This is a genomic window from Sneathia vaginalis (assembly GCF_000973085.1).
Lineage (GTDB): Bacteria > Fusobacteriota > Fusobacteriia > Fusobacteriales > Leptotrichiaceae > Sneathia > Sneathia vaginalis.
This window is the reverse complement of sequence record NZ_CP011280.1, coordinates 21,912-46,972: the sequence shown is the minus strand read 5'-3', so window position 1 is coordinate 46,972 and position 25,061 is coordinate 21,912. Positions and strand designations below refer to the sequence as shown.

General features: G+C 28.6%; 24 protein-coding genes. 20 read left to right on the top strand and 4 right to left on the bottom strand.

Translation table 11 applies throughout. The features are described from left to right. Window positions 1–3: 3 nt before the first annotated feature. The 20 genes from VC03_RS00260 to VC03_RS00170 all read left to right on the top strand — a co-directional run bounded on the left by VC03_RS00260 (window position 4) and on the right by VC03_RS00170 (window position 20,965). Window positions 4–2,175 carry a coiled-coil domain-containing protein gene (locus VC03_RS00260; protein ID WP_046328136.1) on the top strand — a complete coding sequence of 724 codons (2,172 nt, stop codon included), beginning with the start codon at window positions 4–6 and terminating at the stop codon, window positions 2,173–2,175. 373 nt (window positions 2,176–2,548) lie between these two features. After that, window positions 2,549–3,379 carry a glucosamine-6-phosphate deaminase gene (gene nagB, locus VC03_RS00255; RefSeq protein WP_046328135.1) on the top strand — a complete coding sequence of 277 codons (831 nt, stop codon included), beginning with the start codon at window positions 2,549–2,551 and terminating at the stop codon, window positions 3,377–3,379. Next, the gene (locus VC03_RS00250) at window positions 3,380–3,901 is read left to right on the top strand and encodes a hypothetical protein (RefSeq protein ID WP_046328134.1); all 522 of its coding nucleotides are present in this window, start codon (window positions 3,380–3,382) and stop codon (window positions 3,899–3,901) included. It abuts the gene before it with no gap. A 1-nt stretch (window position 3,902) separates the two neighbouring features. Further along, window positions 3,903–6,482 carry a single-stranded-DNA-specific exonuclease RecJ gene (gene recJ, locus VC03_RS00245; protein WP_046328133.1) on the top strand — a complete coding sequence of 860 codons (2,580 nt, stop codon included), beginning with the start codon at window positions 3,903–3,905 and terminating at the stop codon, window positions 6,480–6,482. 9 nt (window positions 6,483–6,491) lie between these two features. Further along, entirely contained in the window at window positions 6,492–6,980 is a 489-nt protein-coding gene (locus VC03_RS00240; RefSeq protein WP_046328132.1) for a flavodoxin, read from the top strand. Between the two features lie 14 nt (window positions 6,981–6,994). After that, window positions 6,995–8,830, top strand: coding sequence for a type I pullulanase (gene pulA, locus VC03_RS00235; RefSeq protein WP_052727634.1), 1,836 nt, complete (start codon window positions 6,995–6,997; stop codon window positions 8,828–8,830). Window positions 8,831–8,833: 3 nt separating this feature from the next. Continuing rightward, window positions 8,834–9,754, top strand: a complete 921-nt coding sequence (locus VC03_RS00230; protein ID WP_046328131.1) for an ABC transporter substrate-binding protein — start codon at window positions 8,834–8,836, stop codon at window positions 9,752–9,754. An 8-nt stretch (window positions 9,755–9,762) separates the two neighbouring features. After that, window positions 9,763–10,656: an ABC transporter substrate-binding protein gene (locus tag VC03_RS00225; protein WP_046328130.1), complete on the top strand. Its 894-nt coding sequence runs from the start codon at window positions 9,763–9,765 to the stop codon at window positions 10,654–10,656. Window position 10,657: 1 nt separating this feature from the next. Continuing rightward, window positions 10,658–11,566, top strand: coding sequence for an ABC transporter substrate-binding protein (locus VC03_RS00220; RefSeq protein ID WP_052727633.1), 909 nt, complete (start codon window positions 10,658–10,660; stop codon window positions 11,564–11,566). Window positions 11,567–11,578: 12 nt separating this feature from the next. Further along, the gene (locus VC03_RS00215) at window positions 11,579–12,670 is read left to right on the top strand and encodes an ABC transporter permease (RefSeq protein ID WP_046328129.1); all 1,092 of its coding nucleotides are present in this window, start codon (window positions 11,579–11,581) and stop codon (window positions 12,668–12,670) included. Next, window positions 12,671–13,465: an ABC transporter ATP-binding protein gene (locus VC03_RS00210; protein ID WP_046328128.1), complete on the top strand. Its 795-nt coding sequence runs from the start codon at window positions 12,671–12,673 to the stop codon at window positions 13,463–13,465. 354 nt (window positions 13,466–13,819) lie between these two features. Then, complete coding sequence (locus tag VC03_RS00205) at window positions 13,820–14,266, top strand: DUF6162 family protein (RefSeq protein ID WP_144406218.1); 447 nt, start codon at window positions 13,820–13,822, stop codon at window positions 14,264–14,266. 1 nt (window position 14,267) lies between these two features. Further along, window positions 14,268–15,173 (top strand): metal ABC transporter solute-binding protein, Zn/Mn family, encoded by a 906-nt coding sequence (locus VC03_RS00200; protein ID WP_046328126.1) that lies wholly within the window; start codon window positions 14,268–14,270, stop codon window positions 15,171–15,173. Then, window positions 15,173–15,862 carry a metal ABC transporter ATP-binding protein gene (locus VC03_RS00195; RefSeq protein WP_192942029.1) on the top strand — a complete coding sequence of 230 codons (690 nt, stop codon included), beginning with the start codon at window positions 15,173–15,175 and terminating at the stop codon, window positions 15,860–15,862. The genes VC03_RS00200 and VC03_RS00195 overlap by 1 nt, the downstream gene beginning before the upstream one ends. Before the next feature lie 12 nt (window positions 15,863–15,874). After that, window positions 15,875–16,759 (top strand): metal ABC transporter permease, encoded by an 885-nt coding sequence (locus VC03_RS00190; RefSeq protein ID WP_046328124.1) that lies wholly within the window; start codon window positions 15,875–15,877, stop codon window positions 16,757–16,759. Continuing rightward, a complete protein-coding gene (locus tag VC03_RS00185) occupies window positions 16,756–17,637 on the top strand; it encodes a metal ABC transporter solute-binding protein, Zn/Mn family (RefSeq protein ID WP_046328123.1) in 882 nt (293 codons plus the stop codon). Before VC03_RS00190 ends, VC03_RS00185 begins: the two co-directional genes overlap by 4 nt. A gap of 11 nt (window positions 17,638–17,648) precedes the next feature. Next, window positions 17,649–18,089: a hypothetical protein gene (locus VC03_RS00180; protein ID WP_046328122.1), complete on the top strand. Its 441-nt coding sequence runs from the start codon at window positions 17,649–17,651 to the stop codon at window positions 18,087–18,089. Between the two features lie 153 nt (window positions 18,090–18,242). After that, window positions 18,243–19,361, top strand: a complete 1,119-nt coding sequence (locus tag VC03_RS00175) for an ATP-binding protein (protein WP_052727632.1) — start codon at window positions 18,243–18,245, stop codon at window positions 19,359–19,361. A gap of 40 nt (window positions 19,362–19,401) precedes the next feature. After that, on the top strand, window positions 19,402–19,569 hold the full coding sequence (locus VC03_RS06750) for a hypothetical protein (protein WP_158500349.1): 168 nt from the start codon (window positions 19,402–19,404) through the stop codon (window positions 19,567–19,569). 97 nt (window positions 19,570–19,666) lie between these two features. Then, entirely contained in the window at window positions 19,667–20,965 is a 1,299-nt protein-coding gene (locus VC03_RS00170; RefSeq protein ID WP_046328121.1) for an ATP-binding protein, read from the top strand. An 18-nt stretch (window positions 20,966–20,983) separates the two neighbouring features. Here the strand turns inward: VC03_RS00170 and VC03_RS00165 are convergent, their stop codons facing one another. The 4 genes from VC03_RS00165 to VC03_RS00150 are packed head-to-tail and all read right to left on the bottom strand — an operon-like array spanning window position 20,984 to window position 25,049. Further along, complete coding sequence (locus tag VC03_RS00165; RefSeq protein ID WP_046328120.1) at window positions 20,984–23,008, bottom strand: hypothetical protein; 2,025 nt, start codon at window positions 23,006–23,008, stop codon at window positions 20,984–20,986. Next, the gene (locus VC03_RS00160) at window positions 23,002–23,742 is read right to left on the bottom strand and encodes a class I SAM-dependent methyltransferase (RefSeq protein ID WP_046328119.1); all 741 of its coding nucleotides are present in this window, start codon (window positions 23,740–23,742) and stop codon (window positions 23,002–23,004) included. The genes VC03_RS00165 and VC03_RS00160 overlap by 7 nt, the downstream gene beginning before the upstream one ends. Further along, a complete protein-coding gene (locus tag VC03_RS00155; protein WP_046328118.1) occupies window positions 23,735–24,073 on the bottom strand; it encodes a cupin domain-containing protein in 339 nt (112 codons plus the stop codon). The genes VC03_RS00160 and VC03_RS00155 overlap by 8 nt, the downstream gene beginning before the upstream one ends. Then, window positions 24,051–25,049 (bottom strand): helix-turn-helix domain-containing protein, encoded by a 999-nt coding sequence (locus VC03_RS00150; protein ID WP_158500348.1) that lies wholly within the window; start codon window positions 25,047–25,049, stop codon window positions 24,051–24,053. Before VC03_RS00150 ends, VC03_RS00155 begins: the two co-directional genes overlap by 23 nt. Between the last annotated feature and the right edge of the window lie 12 nt (window positions 25,050–25,061).

The following is a 25,061-nucleotide window of genomic DNA, read 5'->3' as shown; positions in this document are numbered from 1 at the left end:
TTCATGAAAAAAACGCTATTATTAGCCAGTTTAATTACAACTGTTTCAATGGCATCAACTGGTTTTGTTGAGAGTAATTTTAAAGGTGATTTAAACTTCACTAAAGCAGATGATATGACTGTACTTACTGGAAATCTTGATGAATTATCACTTAAAGGTGAAGTAAAAGTTAATAAACTTACTTTAGGTGCAGTATTAAAGAATAAAGATATTAAAGCAATATCTAAAGTTAACCCTTTAACAACTGAAATGTATACAGAAAACTTATTAGACAATTCAAGTGTATACGCTAAATATGAATTACCAGAATTTTCTGGAATTAAATCATATGTAAAAGGAACATTAAATCCTAAAGCTAAATATGAAGCAGATAAAACATTAAACTTCAAAAAAGGTAATGTAGAATTAGAAGGACAATTAGCTCACAGCTTCAGTAACGGTGCAGAAGTATCATTAACTTCAAAGACTACATTCCCATTCGAAAAGAAAGATGGAGAATATGGTAAAGCAGCTTCATCAGAACACACATTAAAATTAGGAGCAAAGAAATTAAATAACTTTGAAGACCTAGAAGCAAGCTTAACTATAGGGCACGTATATGCAAAAGATGGATTCAGAAAAGCTGAATTAAATGCAAAAGGAACATATGTAGGATTAAAAGATACTAAATTAAATGGAGAATTCAACTTTATAGACGAAAAAGAAGACGATGGTAAGACAGATAAGAACATGGCTGTATCATTAAAAGCTGGAGCAAACTATAAAGGAGTTAAGGATCTAGAATTAGATGGTAAATTCAACTTCAAATACCAAGTAAAAGGTACTTCAAAAGTTAAAGATATCATAACAGATTCAGACATAGTATTAAACAAAGATGCATATGCACACTCATATGAATTAGATGCTAAATACACAGGAGTAAAAGACCTAGAATTAACAGCAGGAGCATTTGTACAACACATACACTTTAATGAAGGTGGAGTTAATGGAAATTCTTTAGAAAAACTTTACACTCAAAGCTTAATATCAAATGATCCTAATTTCATAACTAATTCACAATTAGAATTAGCTGAAATTGAAAAAGAATACAAAGAAGCTTTAAAAGATCTTGAATCAAAATCATCTACGAAAGAACAAGTATATAGAGAGGCAAACACTCAGTATGAACAAGAATTAAATGTTCTAAAAACTAAATCAGATAATGAAGATAAAGGAATTAAAAAAGACTATAACGACTCTGATGATGAAAAAGAAGATGTAAAAAAAGGATATGACATTCAAGTAAAAATTAATAATCTAGAAAAAAAAGCAGAAGAATTAGAATCAGCAAAAAGTAAACTTGAAAATGACCATAATTTCTTAAAAACAAAAGTAAAATCTAAATACATAAATGAAGAAAAATATCAAAACGAAATAAGTAGAATTAGCGAAGAAATAGAAGAAACTAGAGCACAAATAGCAAAGCTAACATTATCACTTTATGATGCTAATAGCAAAGCTGGCCAATTTTTACAATTTTTACAATTTTTACAAGCTTCTTTTGGAGGACCAGTTACTGCAGGTAAAAATTTTGCTATAGCAGAAAATAACGTTAAAAAATTTGAGGAAAATAAAGAAAAATTCATAGCAAAAAAAATTATGACAACCGAATATGGAAAAGCATTAGATAAAGTAAAAAACCTTGAGAAAAAAATTGAACAAACTAAAAATGGAATAATAAATGCTGTAAATATACAAAAATATAATTCAGACCTAGTTAACTTTGGATTCAAATTAGGTGCTAAGTACACTGGTGTTAAGAATCTAACATTAACTGCTGATGGTGTATTTGCTGGTAGACATCATTCATTATTCGATAAAACTATTAAGTACACAACAGGATATGTTAAATTACACACAGGTACAAAATATGACTTCAAGTTATTAAACGATAAGTTAGTTGTAAGTCCAGAAGCTAATGTTACAGCTACATTCGCTGATATTTATGCTGGAATGGTTAACCCAAGCTTAGTATTAGCACCAAAAGTATCTGTAGAATACAATCCAATGGAAACATTAAAAGTTTCAGGTTCAGTAGAAGTACCAGTTAACTTTGGAAGAACAGGAATTAATGAATTTGGATACCAAAGCACAAGCATAAAAAGTGCATTTAACATGAAATATGAATGGAAATAGCCCCCTTAAATTAGTGAGATTAGAAATAGTCTCACTTCTTTTTTTTGTTAAAAAATTTTCTTTATCATCTCTAAAAACATCTTTCATTTCATCCGTATATGATTAAGATATAGTATATTAATGATAAAAGGCTGCAACAGAAAGTCATATTACTCTCTGCAAAACCAGAAACTTTCATTGAAACAGAAGTTAAAGTTAAGGATACAGGTTTAAGCTTTGGTGGTAAAATTAGCTTTAAAAATTTCTCAACTGTTAAAACAGAATTTAATATGAACTATACTTGGAATTAATTAAACTTTTTTGCTTTTTTTAGCTCATTTTCTGTACTTTTTTTCATTTTTTTTGTATAATAAGGAGAAAGGTGGGTATAAATATGAGAGTAATAATATTAAAAGACAAAGAAGAAATTGGAAAATGGAGTGCATACCTAATTGCAAAGCGTATTAATGAATTTAAACCTACTGAACAAAGACCTTTCGTATTAGGATTGCCAACTGGTTCTACACCACTTGTTACATATAGGGAACTAATAAACTTGTACAAAGAAGGATTAGTTTCATTCAAGAACGTTGTAACTTTCAATATGGACGAATACGTTGGATTAAGTCCTAGTCACAAGCAAAGTTATCACTATTTTATGTTCGAAAATTTCTTTAATCACATCGACATAAAAAAAGAAAATATCAATATACTTGATGGACTTGCAAGTGATCCTGATAAAGAATGTTTAAGATATGAAAACAAGATGAAAAGCTATGGTGGAATTAACTTCTTCTTAGGCGGTGTAGGTGAAGATGGTCATATTGCATTTAATGAACCAGGTTCTTCTCTTGCTTCAAGAACTAGAGATAAAGAATTAACACAAGATACTATTCTAGCTAATTCAAGATTCTTCGATAATGATATATCTAAAGTTCCAACTTTAGCACTAACAGTCGGAGTTGGTACAATAATGGACAGTGAAGAAGTAATGATAATGGCTAATGGTTACAAAAAATCACTGGCTGTAAGACATGCTATTGAAATGGGTGTTAATCATATGTGGACAGTTTCAATGTTGCAAATGCATAAAAAAGCTATACTTGTAATAGATGAAGATGCTGCACTAGACTTAAGACTTAAAACATACAAATATTTCAAAGACATTGAAGCAAAAAATTTAAATTTGGAAAATCTAAAAAAATTAATATTAGGAGGAAATTAGATGAAAAAGATTCTAATAGGTGTAAGTATGTTAATAGCACTTAATACTTTCTCTTTTACATTGCGTGAATTCTATCTTTCAAATACAGTTTCACAAGAAGCGTTTGATAAAAATACTAATGCTGTTAATAAGAAGATATGGGAAGAAGTTGAAAAAAAAGCAAAAGAAGTTAATGGTAATTTACAAGTTAAAGCTAATAATGACTATTTTAAAAGCTTTTTAATCACTTCTAAGGACAAGTATTATGGTTTAACTTTTGACAGCAAAACAGGAGAAAAAGTAAATCTTAAAGATTTATTTGTTAAGGGATATGCAGATCCTATAAACGGAATTATTAAAGAAAGAATTGCTGATTTAGGAATAACAGATTCTAAATTTAATGGTATTTCTACATGGTTTAACCAAGAATACTATCTAGAAGATTTTACTATAAATATTCTATTAAATAACGTTACAAGTTTAGCGGATAAAAATCTTTCTATTCCAATATATCCAATTGAAGTGAGAGGAATTATAAAATAGTATGCAAAACACTAAATGGAATTTAAGAGAAAAGGTATCTCGTATATCTACTCTTAACATCGATAAAGATGTTTTAAATATCCTTGCTTCTAGAGGAATTACAAAAAAAGAAGACATTATTAATTTTATACACCCAGATATTAAGGCCCTAAGCTCACCTAGTCTATTAGTAGATCTAGATAAAGCTGTGGATAGAATATTAAAAGCTATAGATAATAATGAAAAGATTTGTATATATGGTGATTATGACGTGGACGGTATTACTTCCACGTCTATTCTATACTTAGCCTTTAAAAAGCTAGGTGCTAAAAATCTTGACTTCTACATTCCAATAAGAGACGAAGGATATGGACTTAATAATCAAGCATTAGATCAAATAAAAGCTAATGGTACAGATCTTGTAATAACAGTTGACTGTGGTATTACATCATACAAGGAAATTAACTATGCTAATTCTATAGGTCTTAGTGTGATAATTACAGACCATCATAACTTACTAGATCCAGTTGTACCTAATGCATATGCTGTTATAAACCCTAAAAGGCTTGAAAATAAATACCCTTTTAGAGAACTAGCAGGTGTTGGTACAGCATTTATGGTAGTACTTGCACTATTTAAAAGAAAAGGTATATATGAAGAAGCTTTCTCATATATAGATTTGGTTTGTCTTGGTACTATTGCAGATGTTGTTCCATTAATTAAAGAAAATAGGATAATTGTTAAATACGGTCTTGAAAGACTAAAAAACACACAAAATCTAGGACTTAAAATGCTCCTAAAAAAAGTCTTTCCTGATAAGCTTGATGAATATTCTTCAGGTGATGTAGGATTTACAATATCCCCAATATTTAATGCAGCTGGTAGATTACAAGATGCAAAACTTGTAGTATATCTTTTAATTTCTGACAACGAAAGAGAAATTAGCACTATAATAGACGAATTACTACTTAAAAACAAAGAAAGAAAAGAAATACAAAATAGCATCTTCGATTTAGCAAAAGAAGAAATAGAAAAGTATTCACAAACTGACTATGTATTAATTAGTTCAAGCCCTAAATACCATCATGGTGTAATAGGCATAGTTGCAGCAAAATTAGTAGATATGTATTACAAGCCTTGCATAATATTAGAAGAAAAAAGTGATGAAAATATCGCTGTTGCATCTTGTCGTAGTATACCTAATTTTGATATAACAAAGGCACTACAATATTGTGGAGACTTACTTGTAAGATATGGTGGGCATACTGGTGCTGCAGGTTTTACAATAGAAATACAAAATATACAAAAATTTAGAGAAAAAATTAATGAATACGCTAAAAAAACACTTAAAGAAGAAGATTTCTATAAGGTAATAGATATAGATAAGGTCTTACCTATACAAAAAATTTCATATGAATTCTTTAAAACCTTAGAATTACTTAAACCTTTTGGATTTGGTAATCCTACACCAACATTTTTAACTAAAAATGTTATTGTAGAAAACGCAAAGTTAATAGGGCAAGATAAGTCACACCTAAGTTTTGACTTCTCAAAAAAAGGATTTGCTACAAAAGGAGCTATATGGTTTTCTAAAGGTGATAAAATTAATGAAATGAATTCTAGTATATTTTATGATATCGTTTTTAAGATAAATATTAATCTATTTAAAGGAAAGTTCTATACTAAAGTTTTAATAGATGATATGAAAGAATCTACACTTAAATCTAGTGATAAATTTACATTTTTAAAATCTTTATTTGAAACAAGTTTCCCTATGAAATCTGTATTCTATTCATATATTTATCTTGAAAAAGATAGTATGTTAAATATTGAATATACAAGTAATCGTGTTGTATTATCTAATACAAGAATCGTAGGTAAATTAGATGAAAATATTTCAAGACTTTTAACTTGCCTTCACACATTTTACGCTTTTAACTTCAAAGTTAAAGTTGAAAGCACCAATGTATATGATGGGGTTAATAACGTTGGGATTATTATCTACAGGGACTATGGAATAAGTACGTATAAGAAGAATGACAAAAATATTTTTAACTATATTAAATCTAATATAATAGGCCCACTAGAATATGACTCAACAACAAAGAAAGCCTTATCTTGTTTGTATAAGGAAAATATGAATATACTTTTATCTAAAAAAAATATCACTGGCCCTATAAGTCACAATATATTACTTACTTTTTGTATGTATAACATGGTTAAAGGTTTTAAAACTCAAATTTTAAGTAGTGATAAAGATATCTTGAATGATAAAAGACTTGTATTCTATATGTCTAAAGAAAAAAGTCCATATTTAATATTAGATAAGAATACGTATAAAGAAAAAGTAGACTTAACTAATTTTAAAAAGATAATACTCTTAGACGATAGTATTTCAGAAAAAGATAACTTTATGTCTGTTAAAAATGAGGTTATTTTACCTAAAAATGTGCTAGAACTTAATAATGAAAATATTAAAAAATATGGTATGGAAAATATATATACAAAATTTCTTCCACTAAAGGAAAAAAAGAAATTTGTAGATAAAATAAATAACAATGAGATTATACTGTCAGATGATAGTATTTATGAGATAATATAAGGAGGGAAAATGTCTGTTGGAATTTTTTATGGGACAACAACTGGTGTAACTGAAGAAGTTGCACAAATATTATGCGATAAAATTGATGGTGCACAAATGTTTGATGTCGCAAATGGTATAGATAATATGAACGATTTTGATTTTTTAATTTTCTGTTCTTCAACTTGGGGTCTTGGAGACTTACAAGATGATTGGATGGCTGTAATTGATGACTTACCTAAATTTAACGGTAAACCCGTTGCTTTATTAGGTACAGGAGACTGTGTTGCATTTGCAGATACGTTTATAGACGCAATGAGATTGCTATATGATAAGTGTAAGAAAAATGGTGCAAATATTGTTGGAATGGTGCCAACAGATGGTTATGACTTCGTTGCTTCACTTGCGATTATAGACAACAAGTTTATAGCTCTTCCTATAGACCACATGAATGAAGCAGAAAAAACAGAAGAAAGAATAGATAATTGGCTAGAAATATTAAATAAATATATACATTAATGAAAGGATAACGTATGAATACGAAAAGAATAGATTACAACCTTAGAACTTATGCGATAGATAAACTCTTTTATACTTCAAAAGAACTAGGTCCTATCTACACAAACAGTAAGACTACTTTCAATGCTTGGGCACCAACAGCAACAGAAATGAATTTAATTGAGTACCTAGACAATGGTCAAACTATACTGCATCCTATGGAAAAAGATAATGAGGGTGTGTTTAGTATAACAATAAAGGGAAATTTAGATGGTTTTGTGTATAATTACCAAATTAAATTTGATAATTTAGTTAATGAAGCTGTTGATCCATATGTAAAAGCTACTACAGTAAATGGTAAAAAAGGTGTAGTTGTAAACTTATTAAAGACTAATCCTAAAAAATTTACAAGATTAGCTCCTTTTACTAATCCTGTTGATGCCGTTATTTACGAACTAAGTATTAGAGATTTTACTGTTGATCCTAATGCAAAATTCAAAAACAAAGGTAAGTTTCTAGGTCTTTGTGAGAATAAGGCTATTAAATATTTAAAGTCTCTAGGTATTACACACGTACAAATGATGCCTATATACAACTTTAGTTGTGACTCAGTAGACGAACTTCACCCTTTTGATAAGTATAACTGGGGATACGATCCTGTAAATTACAATGTTGTAGAAGGTGCTTTTGCAACTGATCCTACAAAGCCTACTGTACGTATAAAGGAACTTAAAAAATTAATAAAGACTTTACACGATAATGGTATACGTGTAATTATGGATGTTGTTTACAACCACGTTTATGATGCAATGCAACATAGTTTTGAAAAACTTGTACCAGATTATGGATTTAGAAAAGATGAATTTTGTAACTTTTCTAATGGTTCTGGTTGCGGTAATGATGTTGCAAGTGATCACTTAATGATTAGAAAATATATAGTTGATAGTGTTGTATACTGGGCAAATGAATACAAACTTGATGGATTTAGATTTGATTTAATGGGTATACTTGATGTTACAACAATGAATGAAATACGTAAAAAATTAGATGAAATTGACCCTTCTATTATCATGCTTGGTGAAGGTTGGCATCTAAATACTGATTTAGATAAAGCTGATATGGCTACCCAAACTAATGCTGGTAAAATGCCTGGTGTAGCATTCTTCAATGATGACATTAGAAATGATTTAAAAGGTTCAACATACGAACAAATTACTACAGGCTTCGTTAATTCATGGAAGTCAAAAAAAGATAGTTTAGTAAAATCTATTATGGGAGGTTTGGGTCTTTATTCATACACTAGTCCAAATCAATTAGTACAATATGTAGAATCACATGATGACTATACCTTATTTGATCAATTAGGTATTTCAAGTGATAAAAACAAAATTAATGAAATTAAAAAAATGCATAAAATGGCAACTTCTATTGCACTTTTAGCACAAGGTATTAGTTTTATACACTCTGGTCAAGAGTTTTATAGAACGAAGTATAATGTAGAAAATTCATATAAGTCTAGTGATAAGATAAATAAATTTGATTGGTCTAGAATGAAGAGTAATAAAAAGTACGTTAATTATGTTTCTGACTTGATTAAGTTTAAGAAAAACACTCCTGTATTTAGACTAAATACTTATGAAGAAATTAAAAAAGCCTTTAAGTTATTGAAATACTCAAAAAGCTTTATTGCATACCAATTAGGGGAATATTTAATACTTGCAAATACATCTAAAAAAACAAAAGTCTTTAATATATCTTCTAAATATGCTATTATTAGTTCAAACTATAAGTTTAACGATGAAAAAAAGATATTAAATGGAAATATTAATGTCACATCTCTAAACTTCATGATTTTAAAAAAGGAGAAATAGTTTATGAAAAAGATCTTATTAGCAATCTTTTTTGTAGCTCTGCTTTTTTCCTGTGCGAAAAAAGCCAAAAATGACCCAGATAGACCACTAAAAATAGGTGTAATACAATTTGTAGCACACCCTGCATTAGATAGATCGTTGCAAGGGTTCAAAGATAGCTTAAAAAAAGATCACAAAAACATTACTTTTATTGTAAAAAATGCAAATGGCGAAATAAGCACAGCAAATATTATTGCAAGTTCATTTGAAAGAGAACATGTTGATTTAATATATGCAATAGCAACACCTAGTGCTCAAGCTGCGATGCATGCTACAACGAATATCCCCATAATTTTCTCAGCAGTTACAAATCCAAAAGACGCTGGAATTGTAGCCCCTAATATTACAGGTGTTAGCGATTATGTTGATATACAAGAACAACTATCAATGGTTAATAAAATAGATAAAAAGATTAAGACTATTGGTGTATTATACAATTCATCTGAGGCTAACTCACTTGCAACTGTTAACCTGCTTAAAAAAGCTTGTGCAAATCTAAATCTTAATTTAGAATTAAAAAGTGTAACACAAATAAGTGAAGTGCCACAAGCAGTTAAATATCTTGTAACCAAAGTAGATGCAATTTATACACCTACTGATAATTTAATAGCTTCTGTTTTACCTATAATCTCAGATGAAGCAATAGCTCAAAAAAAGATAATTATAGGTTCAGAAAAAGCACACGTTGAAGCTGGTGCTTTAATAACTAAAGGTATAGACTACTTTAAGTTAGGTCAACGTGCAGGTAGTATGGCAAACGATATATTATTTAAAAACATAAAGGTCTCTAGCATACCTGTTGCTACTATGCCTCTATCTGATATATCTATTAATAATGATACTCTTAAAAAATTAGGTATAACTCTACCTAGTGATTTGAAATAAGGTGAAAAATGAAAAAGCTAATATATCTTTTAATACTTATTCCTTTCTTTTTCACTTCATGTAAAAAGCAAGAAAAAGCTATTACAATAGGTATAGCAAAGGTTGTTGATCATCCATCAATAAATGAAATTGAAAAAGGAATAAAAGATGGTTTAAAAGATAAAAATATTAAAATTGAAGTTAAAAGTGCTAATGGAGAAATAGCTACTGCTGATTTAATCGCTAAAAGCTTTAAAATGAGCAATATGTCTGCTGTTATTGGTATAGGTACACTTCCTAGCCAAGCACTAAAAAGTGCAAATACAGATACACCTGTAATTTTCTCATGTGTTACAGATCCTGTTAGTGCTAACTTAAAAGGTGATAATATTACTGGTATTTGTGATAGACTTGATACTACTTATGATGAGTTAAAATTACTAAAAAAAGCTTTCCCTAAAGTAAAAAATATTGGTATTATTTATTCAACTTCAGAATTGAATTCTCTAGTACATATTAAAGATATTGAAACTAGTGCTAAAAAGTTAAATTTAAATGTTATAAAACTGGGGGTAACTAATTCATCTGAGATTCCACAAGTTACAACTAATTTGCTTAATAAGGCAGATGCAATATATGTACCTATAGATAATTTAGTTGTTGCTAATATATCTTATCTAATAACTAAAGCAAATGAAAAAAGAAAACCTTTAATTGCTTCTGATAGTTCATCAGTTAAATTAGGTGCTCTATTTTCAATAGGACTTGATTACTATGAATTAGGTAAACAAACTGCTAATATATTACTAGAAGTTTTAAATGGTAAAAAACCTAGTGATATTCCAGTGCAAATGGCAAAAAATACAAGACTTTTTGTAAATAAAGAAACAGAAAAATTATTAAACGTTAAAATAGGAGACTAGCATGAAGAAAATATTTATTATTCTATTACTTCCCTTATTAGTATTATCGTGCCTCGGTAAACCTAAAAAAGATACTAAAGTAAATGGTGTTATAAAAATTGGAATATCTAAAGTTGTAGCACATCCATCACTAGACCTAGTTGAAAAAGGTATAAAAGATGTTTTAGAGGGAAAAAATATACAAATAGAGGTCAAAACTGCAAATGGAGAACTTGCAACAGCTGATTTAATAGCTAAAAACTTTAAAATTAGTGGTAAAAACGCTGTCATTGGTATAGGTACATTATCAAGCCAATCGCTTAAAAATATTAATGACACTACACCAGTATTATTCAGTGCTGTATCTAGTCCTGAAGATGCCAACTTATTAGCTAAGAATGTAACTGGTACATCTGATAAATTAGTTTGTGTTGACAAACAATTAAAACTACTTGTAAAGTGTTTTCCTAATATAAAGAAAATAGGGGTACTTTATTCAAACTCTGAATTGAATTCTGTATCACAAGTAAATGAAATAGAAAAACAAGCAAAAAAATTAGGACTTAGCGTTGTACGTGGAGGTGCAACAAATTCTAGTGAAATACCTCAAGTAGCAAAAAATGTATTAGAAAGAGTTGATGCTTTATACATTCCAACAGATAATCTAATGGTTGCTAATATATCTTACTTAATAGATGAGGCTAATAAAGTTAAAAAACCATTAATAGCTTCTGAACCATCATCAGTAAAACAAGGTGCATTATTCTCTTATGGTGTTGATTATTACGAATTAGGTAAAAAAACTGGTTCTATATTATTAGAAATATTAAATGGTAAAAAGCCTTCTGATATACCTTATGTAACTGCAGAACCTAAGCTATATGTCAATAAAGAAACAGAAAAATTACTAAACGTAGTCATACAAGAATAGAAGGAGGATAAAATGAATGAACTATTAATTTTTATTAATGTCATCCCTGAGTCAATAAAAATTGGATTAATCTATTCAATTATGGCTATGGGGGTGTACATAACATACAAGATACTTGATTTCCCAGATTTAACAGTTGATGGATCATTTCCATTAGGAGGGTTTGTATTTGCATACTTTGCACTTAGTTCATATTCTCCCTTTGTAGGACTTGTATTCTCAATTATAGCGGGTGCTATTGCTGGACTTATTACTGGTGTTTTCCACGTTAAATGTGGTATAGACAAACTGTTAGCTGGTATCTTAACAATGATAACTCTTTACAGTGTTAATGCAAGAATTGTGGATAAACCTAGTGTATTTATTGATGCAAATAAGAGTATTTATGGAGTCATTTCATATGAACACCATTTCTTATTATTCTTTATAATAAGCATAGTCTTATTAGCTTTAAAAGTCCTATATGATTACAATATTAAAAAGAACAAATATGTTATTAAAAGCTTTTTAATCTATGTTGTCATACTATTAGTTCTTTGCTATTACACATACTATACAGAAGACATTAGTATGTATCTAACTGTATTAATCGTATTTATCATTAAGCTTGTAATGGATTACATACTAACATCAAAGTTTGGATTCATTTTAAGAGCTTTAGGTGATAATGAAAACATAGTAACAGGTCTTGGTGTTAACAGTGATAAATTAAAGATTTTAGGTCTTATGTTATCTAATGCCTTAGTTAGTTTATCAGGTGCCTTATTCACACAATACATACGTGTTATAGACCTATCATCTTCAGTAGGTACTATGGTTATTGGACTTGCCTCTATAATCTTTGGACTAGGTATAATTAAAAAGTCTAATATTATTAACCACATATCTATAGTAATTGTTGGATCTATTGTTTACTATATTGTAATTAACTTTGCACTTAACTCATCAGGAATAACAGAAATATTACTTACAGCATTACACTTTAGCGAACAAACAATATCTAAATTCTCAGTTAAACCGACAGACGTTAAGATAATAACAGCACTACTACTAGGTATAATACTTGCAATAGATAACAAGAAAAAGAAAAAGAAGGTGAAGTAGATGTTAGAATTAAAAAATATTAATAAGACCTTTTATACAGAACTTGGCCATTCTAAAACTGTTTTTGATAATCTAAGCCTTGTAGCAAATAAGGGAGAATTTATAACAATAATAGGAAGTAATGGTGCTGGTAAATCTACTCTACTTAACATTATTAATGGAAATGTAGAAGTTGACTCTGGTAGTATAGAGTTAAATGGTGTTGATATAACTAACCTAAAGCCTCATAAAAGAGCTAAGTGGATTTCACAAGTATATCAAGACCCTACTCTAGGTACATCACCTTCTATGGTCGTTTTAGAAAATTTATCTATGGCTATGAATAAGGGTAAACCATTTAATCTACATTTTGGTCTTGATATTAAGCACATAGACTATTTTAATGAACAACTAAAAGACTTAGGTTTAGGTCTTGAAAAACAACTTTATACAAGAGTTGGTTCATTATCTGGAGGGCAAAGACAATGCTTATCACTTTTAATGGCTACATTAAAAAAACCTGATATCCTTTTACTAGATGAACATACAGCAGCCCTTGATCCACAAACTAGTCAAATAATATTAGAAAAGACAAAAGAAATTATTGAAAAGAATAATCTAATTGCCTTTATGATTACACATAATATGCAAGATGCTATTAAATATGGTAATAGATTAATAATGTTCCATAAAGGAAAGATAATATTCGATATTAAAGGTGAAGAAAAAGAAAACTTAACAGTTGAAAAATTGCTTAACCTATTTAAACAAAAAGAACTTAAATTATCAGATTTATCTGATAAAGATTTATTCTAATAAAAATGCTATCAAATGGTAGCATTTTTTCAGTTATATATTATTTTTCACTTGAAAACCCTTTATTTTCAGTGTTTGCATAAATGCGCCTAATTCAGTTATCAATTAAAAATATTTTGTAAGCCTTTATTTTGTAGGTTTTTAGTTTTGTTATAAAAGTATTTTTAACTTGAAAAATATAAATCAAAGTGATAAAATTATTAAGGATTGGTGGTGATTATAATAAAAAAGGAACTTATAAAACCTGCTAGCCCGAAGTCGGAAACTATAAATATTATTATTACAATAATTTTATTGATTCTCTTCGCAGGTATTTTATTACATTTTACAAACACAAAGCATTATACTAAATCTGTGACTAGCACTCAGATATCTAGTATAGATTTAAATAATGAAGAAATTTCGATATTTACGAATTTAGGACTTTTCGCACAAGATTACAAAGATCTAAAGAGCGATAATAAGGACCTAAGTCCTAAGGTATTGGATGAACAGTTATTCTACGCACCTTTTTGCAAAGATGCGTCATGGGAAGATTCTGGTAAACACAAATGGACCATGTTTACACATGAAAATTATGTGTACTATGTGGGTATCAGTTCTGATAAGAACATTGCTGGAGATTTCTTCTTGGTTATTAACGCCAAAACCTTTGAATACAAAATTAGATACACAAAAAACTTTAAAGATTATGACAAATTAAGTAACAATAAAGAAACCTTGGCACATGCTATTAATCAATTTAAAGAAATTGTCGCCTACACTGGTGATGATTTAGCAAAGGAAACGAAAGGAAATTAAAATGAAATCATTCAAATCAACTGTACTTATTTTGTTAGGAACATTTCTATGTTCTTTTTTAGGATTTAGTAAATATAGGGTTGGAATAACTCTTTTACCATATTATAGTTATACAAAGAATATAGTAAAAGATAAGATGGATGTAGTTCCAGTTATACCTAGTAATGTTGACGTACATACATATCATCCAACAGCAAATGACATGAAAAAATTAACTAACTTAGACTTCATAGTAGTAAACGGTATAGGACATGATGAATTTGTAAAACCAATGATACGTTCTGCTATGAAGAATAATAGAAAATTAAAGATAATAAATGCAGACACTGAAACTTCTATAATGAACGTTGCAGGTCAAAAAAGAGGTTCTACAAAGAATCCACATACCTTTATTTCTATTACTCAAAGCATACAACAAATTAGATATATTGCTAAAAGATTAGGTCAATATGACCCAGCTAACAAGGCATACTATAACAAAAATGCAATGCAATATATTTCAAAATTAAGAAGTATAAAAAACCAAGAATTACGTAAAGTTAGAGGATGTAATCTATCTAATATTAAAGTTGCAACTACACACGCTGGTTATGACTACTTGTTAAATGAATTCGGTTTAACAGTTAGCCTAGTTATAGAACCACACCACGCACAAGCACCAAATGCTAGCGACCTTGCATATGCAATTAATAAGATTAAAAAAGATCATATAGCTGTGCTATTTGATGAAGAAGGTGGAAACCCTAAAAATGCTATGACTTTACATAATGCAACAGGTATAAAGATTGCAAAACTTTCACACATAACAAAAGGTAATTATACTGCTGACTCATTTGAAAACTTCATAAGACATGATTTATCAAATGTAGCTACTGCTTTAAAGAGCATTTCGAAAGGTAAAAGATGATAAAAGGAATACAAATTGAGATAAAAAATCTTTCATTAAATTTAGGTAATACTCATATATTAAATAACATCAATCTTTTAATAAAGCGTGGAGAAATTAACTGCATTGTTGGTCCAAATGGTGGTGGTAAAACTTCTCTTATCCGTTGTATACTAGGACAAGTTCCTTATGATGGTGAAATTTACCTAGAATATGAAGAAAACAAAAAAATAGGTTACGTACCTCAATTTATAGAATTTGAAAGAAGTCTACCTATAACTGTTGAAGATTTCTTAATGTTATGTTATCAAAGAACTCCAGCATTTTTAGGTGTTACAAAGAAAAATAAGTCATATTTTGACGAAATATTAACTGAAGTTGGACTTCAAGATAAAAGAAAAAGACTTTTAGGTAATTTATCTGGTGGTGAATTACAAAGATTGCTATTAGCACAAGCAATTAATCCTCGTCCAAATCTATTAATACTAGATGAACCATTCTCTGGTATAGATGCTATTGGTGAGGAATACTTTATGAAAGTTATTAAAAAATTAAAAAAAGAAGGAATTACTATATTATGGATACACCATAATATAAAGCAAGTACGTGAAATGGCTGACACTGTAACTTGTATAAAAAAAGAAGTATTCTTCTCAGGAGATCCAAAAACTGAATTAACTGATGAAAGATTATTAGATATTTACGTATAAGAAGGAGGAAAAATGTTAGATTCAATTAGAAACTTTTTTATGCACCTTGCTGAAATAGGAGCTCTTCCCGATTATTTTAAATATGCTTTCGTAATTAATTCATTACTATCAGCATTATTCATTGGGCCCATCCTTGGAGGTCTAGGTACTATGGTCGTAACAAAAAGAATGGCATTCTTTTCTGAATCAATAGGGCATGCTGCTTTAACTGGTATAGCACTAGGTGTATTACTAGGAGAACCATATGAATCTCCATATATTATGCTATTCACATACTGTGTTGTTTTTGCTATACTAATCAATTTTACAAGAAATAGAACAAAGATGTCATCTGATACTTTGATAGGTATATTCTTATCTATCTCAATAGCACTAGGTGGTACACTTATCATCTTTGTTTCATCAAAAGTTAATTCGCATATGCTAGAAAGTGTATTGTTTGGATCAATACTAACTGTATCAGATAGAGACTTATTAGTCCTATTCTTCTCAACTATACTACTAATACTTATTGTTATTCCAAACTTTAATAAAATGCTTTTATCAAGTTTCAATACAAATGTAGCTGTAGTTAAAGGTGTTCGTGTTAAATTATTAGAATATCTGTTTATTCTTTTAATTACACTTGTTACTGTATCATCAATTAAAATTATTGGTGCATCTTTGGTCGAAGCTCTGTTTTTAATACCTGCTGCTTCTGCTAAGAATCTGTCAAAGTCTATTAAAAGCTTTTTTGTATATAGTATCATTTTTGCACTAATTAGCTGTATATTAGGTATATTACTTCCACTATACTTCGATGTTACTATACCATCTGGTGGTTCAATTATACTAATAGCAGCAGTAATTTTCTTTATTACAGTAATTATTAAAAATTTAAAAAGGAGCTTAATATGAAAAAATTATTCTTACTTTTAATATTTTCATGTTGCCTTGCATTTTCAGAAAATTTAGTTTTGACTAACACACAAGTTGCATATACTATTGGTAGTATGCTTACTAAAGACACTAATATAACAGTAAAAGATGTATATGGAACTAATGGTAATATGGCAAGTGATCAATTAAATACATTTAAAAGTGCAGAAGTAGATAAGAATCTATTAAAAAATGCCAAAGCTGTTATAGACCTACAAAGAGTATGGAATGATGATGTCCTATATGAACAAGCAAGAAGAGAAAATATACATGTAGTAGAAATAGATGCTACATACTCTTATCAAAATGTATCTAGTCTTGCACTATTAATTGCAAATTACAATGAAGGAGAAAACAAGGGTGTAAGTAATCCTTATGCATATCTTAATTTAAATAACTTATCTAAGATGTATAAGATTGTTGCACACGACCTTATAGCCCTTTTCCCACAAGATAAAGAAAAGATAGAAAAAAATCTTGATAGTAGTCTTAAAACTTTAGATGGTATCATTGATGATTACAATGATATTGAAGGAATAGACGGTGTAATATCAACAAGCGAAGATTTAAACTACTTAGTTGAATATTTGAATATATATAACACATATGTAGAATATGAAAATATTACAAAAGATACTGTTAAAAAGATTATGAAAGATACTGGTTTAAAGATATTTATGACTACAAGACCATTTAAAAAGAATATTATGGATGTAATAAGCAAAAATGGTGGTAGAGTAATATTAATTCAAACTGGTTACTTCCCTCTTGAAGATGAAAATAACGATGAATTAAGTCAAAAAGATGGATTAATTAATATGTTAAAAGATAATTTAAAACAACTTAAAAATAGATAGGAGAATGTATAATGAAAAAGATACTTTTAATTATTGCAACACTATTATCTTCATTACTATTATTCGCACACGCACCTTTACTTGATGTACAAGATAATAATGATGGATATATATATCTTTACCCTGGATTTTCAAATGGGGCACCTACAGATGATGTAGAATTAATTGTTGTAAAAGATAAGAACTATAACGGAACTGAAGAAGCTCGTGATGGTAAAATGGTAATACTACAATCTACATTTGGTAAAATGGGATTAAAAAATGGTGAAGTAAAATTACCTAAACCAAATGTTGGTAAGTACCTTGTAATCTTTGATGCAGGTCCTGGACACGTAGTAGAAAAGAAAGGTCCAAAATTAACTGAAAAAGAAATGGATGCTTGGAAGGTCGCCATAGAAAAAGATACACACTTAGGTGTATGGAAAGACAAATGGATAGGAAAAGTTAAATAACTTAGGAAAAAGGCTTAGTTTATCTAGGTCTTTTTTGTTTAACTGCAAAAAGGATAGGAATAATTTTGGAATTCCTGCAAAATCCATAGGAATATTTTGGAAAATATTGCAAAATCCATAGGAATAAGATGAAATACTATTGTGGAAGTTTTTATGGAACGTGAAATTATGAATAATCTTTTATTCTGGAAGAATAAAGAAAACAGGAAACCACTAATACTTACAGGTGTAAGACAATGTGGTAAAACATATATACTAAAAAAATTTGGGGAAAAACATTTTAAAAATTGTGTATATATCAATTTAGAAAGAGATCCTCAGATTTCTGATATATTTAATTACAATTTCAATGTAAAAAGAATAATTCAAGATATTAGTAATTTATGCTTAATACCTGAATTCGATATTAATACCACCTTATTAATAATAGACGAAATTCAATTTAATCCAAAAGCTATTACATCATTAAAATATTTTTATGAAGATTTACCTCAACTTGCGGTAATGGGTGCAGGGTCTCTTTTAGGTGTATCTATAAGAGAAGAAGGTGCTTCATTTCCAGTTGGTAAAGTTGAAAGATTACAAATGTATCCAATGAATTTTAAGGAATTCCTTTTTGCAATAGATAATGGAACTACAATTAATCGCATAAATGAAAACAAATTAGATGAACCCTTACCAAATTATTTACTAGATAAATTGAATACAGAATATACAAACTACCTTTTTGTAGGTGGAATGCCTGAAGTCGTAAAAAGTTGGATAAATAACAAAAACTTAGTTGAAGTGAATAAGATTCAAGATGACATAATTAGTGGATATGAAAATGACTTTTCAAGACATTGCCCAAAAAATGAATTATCTAATATAAAGTTAATTTGGCATTCAATACCTGAACAATTAGCAAAAGAAAACAACAAATTTGTTTTTTCAAGAGTAAAAAAGTCAGCTCGTGCAAAAGATTTAGAAAAGTCTATTACATGGCTTATTGACGCTGGATTAATACATGTAGTATCAAAAATTAAAAGTCCACAAATACCACTTTCTTTTTCTAATGACTCTTCTGCATATAAGGTATATTTATCTGATGTAGGTTTACTTACAAGAATAGCTAATTTTACACTTAGATCTTTAATGGAAAAGGATGAAGCAACTGGGGGATTTAGAGGATCTTTATCAGAAAACTATATTAACAACGAACTTGTATCTCAAGGATACAAAACATATTTTTGGAGATCAGATAATAGTGCAGAATTAGATTTTTTTAATTGAAAATGATAATAAGATTATTCCTATTGAAGTTAAGGCAAATATGAATACAAAAGCTAAATCATATGATGTATTCGTAAAAAAATACAAACCAGAAATAGGCTTTAAGTTTTCATTGTTGAATATAGGGGTTAATGAAAAGAACGACAACACATCATATAGCTTACCTCTTGCATTAGCATATGAAATAGGTAAATATATAGCCAAATAAATCCTTATATAATTGAATTTAATATAAAAATCATATATAATATATTTATATTAATTTCCAAAACGGAAATAATTCTAAATAGAAAGTGGTGTATTTCATGGAAATAACACGTAATCATTATTTAAATAAATTAATAAGAAAAAAGCATAATGGATTTATTAAAATTATCACAGGAATTAGAAGAAGTGGAAAATCATATTTACTTAACAACCTATTCTATAATCATTTAATAGAAAGTGGCGTAGATGAAGACCATATTATAAAATTCGCATTTGATTCAGGAAGGGATCTATTGAAAATTGGAGAGGATTTAACAGATTTAGACTTTTTAAGTGGAAAAAGATTAGTTAATCCTAAAAAGTTTTTAAAATATATAATGAGTAAAACAAATAACAGCGATAAATTCTATATACTCCTAGACGAAGTTCAATTATTAGCATCATTTGAACAAGTTTTAAATGGATTTTTACGTCAAGATAATTTTGATGTTTATGTTACTGGTAGTAATTCTAAATTTCTGTCTAAAGATGTAATAACTGAATTTGCAGGTAGAGGTGATGAAATACATATAATGCCACTAGTATTTTCTGAATTCATACAAACTTATGGTAATGATAAAGAAGATGCTTTTGCTGAGTATCAAATATATGGTGGATTACCAGCACAATCTTTAATGAATAATGATGAAGACAAAATGAATTATCTAAAAGGACAATTGGAAAATGTATATTTACGTGATATTGTAGGCAGATATGATATACGCTTAAAATCTGAATTAGCAGATTTACTAAATATTTTAGCATCTGGCATTTCAACTCTTACCAATCCAACAAAAATAGCAGCTACTTTTTCATCAGTTAAAAAATCAAAAATTTCTGCTAATACAATTGATAAATTTATAGAATATTTTGAAGATTCATATATATTAAAACGGGTTTATAGATATGATGTAAAAGGAAGAAAATATATAGATACACCTTACAAAATATATTTTGAAGATATAGGGCTTAGAAATGCAAGATTAAATTTTAGACAAATAGAACCAACACATATTATGGAAAATATTATATATAACGAACTAAGATTTAGAGGATATACGGTTGATGTCGGAATGATCGTTAAAAGAGAAAGTGATAAAGGTAAAGATATTAAAAAACACCTAGAAGTTGATTTCATTGCTAATCTTGGAAGTAAGAAATACTATATCCAATCAGCATATAGTCTTCCAACTACAGAAAAAATAAATCAAGAAAAAGCTTCTTTATTAAACATTAATGATTCATTCAAAAAAATCATAATCACAAAAGACCGAATAAAACCTTTCTATGATGAAAATGGTATACTTACAATTAATCTATTTGATTTCCTATTAGATAAAAATAGTTTAGATGTATAATGCTACTTTATAGTAGCATTATTCACCCTTATTTAATGTATCTATAGCTTTTCTAATGTTCAATAGTGCTTTTCTCACTTCCTCGTTATTTCTTGTCTTAAGACCACAGTCTGGATTTATCCATAAAATATTAAAGTGTTTTTTAGCTTCCAATATGTTGTCCCTTATCTCTTCTACACTAGGTATTCTTCTTGAATGTACATCATGAACACCTAATCCTAATACAAAGCTTATCTTCTTATCAACAATATTATTTGACTTCTTAGACTCTATTAAAAAGGCATCAACACCTAAACGATTTAAGACCCAAATATATTTTGATATATCACTGTAACAAAGATGAGATAAAACTTTTGTATTCTTTCTCTTGCCCCTTATTACCATCCTAAAAGCTTTAATGGCATTAGATATATATTCTTTTTGTTTTTTCTTTCTTATTGGCATCTTTTCTATTAATGCTGGTTCATCTATTTGTACATAATCACTAATATTTCTAACTTCATAATTTAGTACTCTAGATATTTGAAACAGTGCCTTTAGCATATCTTCTTTTCTTACATAAGACCATGCTAATATGGTATTAGGCCCTGTTAATATTGCTTTAACCTTCTTTTTAGTTAAAGATTTAGTATAGTCTAATATAGGTCGCAATATTTCTTCTCTTCTTTTAATATCGCTGTAGATTATTGGTGGTTTTACACATCTAGTACCATAAGATTGAACCCATGAATTTTCACCAATTAAAAAACCATCCAGTTTTTCTGCAAAGTAGTAGACCATATCAGATCTTTCAAATTCACCATGAACTAATATATCAACACCTACATCTTCTTGCAATTTAACACAATTTTTAATACATTTTTGTATAAATTCTACATATTCTCTTTTTGATATATCGCCATTATTCCACTCTCTTCTTTTATCACGTACTTCTTTAGTTTGAGGAAATGATCCTATGGTAGAAAAAACTAAATCCTTTTCTATCTTACTTGTATATTCAGTATATTTTGTTATCCTTCTTTTTGCCTTATCTTTTTTAGGTACATACTCTTTTGCTTTTTTATCTTGTATATTCAATAATATCTCTATCTTTTCTTTTGCAAATGCAAGATTTTTAAATCTATCATCTTTTTCATTTTTAGTTGTATATGGTAAATGTATTAAAGAAGTAGATGAAGATATCAGTATATCGCTTGCATACTTTCGTATAGTTGCAATTTTTTGCTGTATTAGGTCTGTATCATCACAAAATACTGTTTGAGTGTCTACAAGTCCACAGAATAGCTTCTTTATATTTTTTTCTTTTTGTATCACAAAAAAATTCTCATCTGTATTAACAAAATCTAGACCTATTGCATCTATATTTGTTTTTAATAGTTCATGATAGTTTAAACCTAGACCCTCATAGTATGTTTGAACCAGTATCTCCAAACTACCTTTATCTTCTGCAATTTTGTTATACACCTCTTGTATACTAGAAAACTTTTTCATAGTTAATACAGGCTCTTCTAATTGAACTAATTTTACTCCCATATCACTTAATTTTTTTATCATTTCAGCATATTTTTCAATTAATCCATCTATCTTATCTAAATTCATGCAATAAAGAAAGGTATATGGACCTATTACTGTTACCTTAGGTTCTATACCCAAACTCTTAGCTTCTAAATATTCTTTTTCTATCTTAGATGTATTAAGTTTTAATTCTGTTTTCTTGTATTCTGGTTGAATGTAATGGTAATTAGTGTTAAACCATTTTTTCATGGGCATTTTATCTGCACAAGAAAAATATTCTTTCATACTTGACCCTATTATCCCAAACAAGACAGCAGTATCTAAGACCCTATCATAGTATGAGAAGTCATTTACAGGGATATATTCTAATTTACAAGACTTTAAATACTTTAGCTTTTCTATCCTTAAAAGACTAGCCTTTTCTTCTAGTTCTCCTTCAGTAATTTCACCATTAATATATCCCTCAACTAAAAATTTTAATTCTCTGTTTTCTCCTATTCTAGGATAAGCTATTATTGTCTTTAACATTTTTCACTTACAATTGCAATGTATGATATATCATTTTTCAATTTCATGAATGTCTTTCTCATAGCTATAAATTGTCCCCTATTTTCTTTCTTCAATCCATTTTTAATTATTCTTAATGTTCCTAATAGTCCCTCATCTTTTATCATACCTATTGGATTCATTAATGTTAATTTACCACTTAAACTGTCTACTACGTTAAACCCATTGTCTGAAAACATTGTAAACCAACCTGACTTTGTCAATGGACTGACGTTTATATTTATCCCATTAGACAAAATTTTAATTGCTTGTTCTTCGTTATTAACTATACATACATCATGTGTTAAAAGTAGTCCACCTTTTTTTAATACCCTAAAGTATTCTTGTATTGCCTTCTTTTTTGTTTCATTAGGTAACATAGTTAACATCGCTTCATTTATTACATAATCCATACTTCCATCTTCATATGGTAATTTAACTGCATTTGCTTTTACAAACTCTACATTTTCTAGATTTCTTTCTTTTGCTTCTTCTATCATTTTTGCATCTAAATCTACTCCAAAAAACTGAGTATTAGGGTGCATTTTAGAAAGCATTTCCAAATTAACTCCATTATTACAAGCTACTTCTAAAACCTTTGTATTTTCATCTAATTTCATATGATTTAAAAGAAAATCTGTAGCCTTTTTACCACCTGGTCTTAGTCTTTTCTTACCTAATTTTCTCAAAAATATATGTCCCATTTCTTTACTCATATTTAAACACCACCGTAAGTATCATTTTAAATTTTTCTTTTGCATACACACTATGAGGTAGTCCATTTTCCATAACTATACTCATACCTTTTTTTAATATATGTTCTACACCATCTACTGTAATTAACGCCTCTCCGTCTATAACCTGTATTATGGCATCTCCACTTGATTTGTGTGTAGATATTTCTTGACCTTTATCAAAAGAAAAGATAGTAATTGATTTTTGCTTATCTTGCACTATTGTCTTTGAAACTATTTGATTTTCTAAGTATGTAACTTCTTTAGTAAAGTCAATAACTTCATTCTTCTTAATATTTTTTACTATTTCCATTTTTCACTCCTTCACATTCATGATGGAAAATTGGGCAACCATTGCAACCAGTTTTTCCTCTAATTTCCCTTATTTGCGTAGGTTTTAATCCTTTATACCTCTTAAAGAGAAGACTAAATCTACTATTTGACGTATAACCTACATATTCCGAGATTTTTGACATACTCATTTTGGTATTTAAAATTAAACTTTCTGCAACATTTATTCTCTTTCTTTGTATATATTCCGTTATACTCATATTAAACTTTTCTTTAAATTTGGTTTTAAGTTTAGTTCCACTCATCATAGCTATTTGTTCTAGTAGCTTTTGCGTTATTTGCTTATTGTAATTCTCAGCTATATACCTGCCAACATTTATTATCCCCATTTCATCGTCAGCATTCATGCTCGCCCTATAATTATCGATACAAATTTTTTTCATAATATCTAGCCACTCTCTAGCTTTTTTATCCATGAATTTTTTAGCATCGTCCTCTTCCATATGACAGTGCATAATCTCATTAGCTATCTTAAAAAGATCTTTTGAGAACTTTTCTTTCATCTCGAAAAATACCCTGTACATATTACAATTACCTCTGTTATTCAATATATCCTTCTTGAACCTTATACTAACAGATATGAAGGGACGATTACCGTATAGTAAATAGTGAGCCACTTCTTTATGATTATTGATAAAGATAACGGTATTAGAGCTTAAACTTTGGTATGGATCAAACCATTCACCATCACCTGTTAGGATATATACACAATTGTATAAGTAGTTTTGTAGGATATAGTCTGTATTGATAACAACATCTCTTTTTACATAAAGATCCGATATGTCTATAATATATTCATCTGTTTCATAAAACCAATAGATACCTTTAAAATTTTTATCATCTATTTGATAAGTTCTACCTATGTCAGAATATTTATGACAATATCCAGATAAAGAATAACCAAAATTATCTTTTAATACCTTTTCAAATTCACTCACCATTTTTCTCCT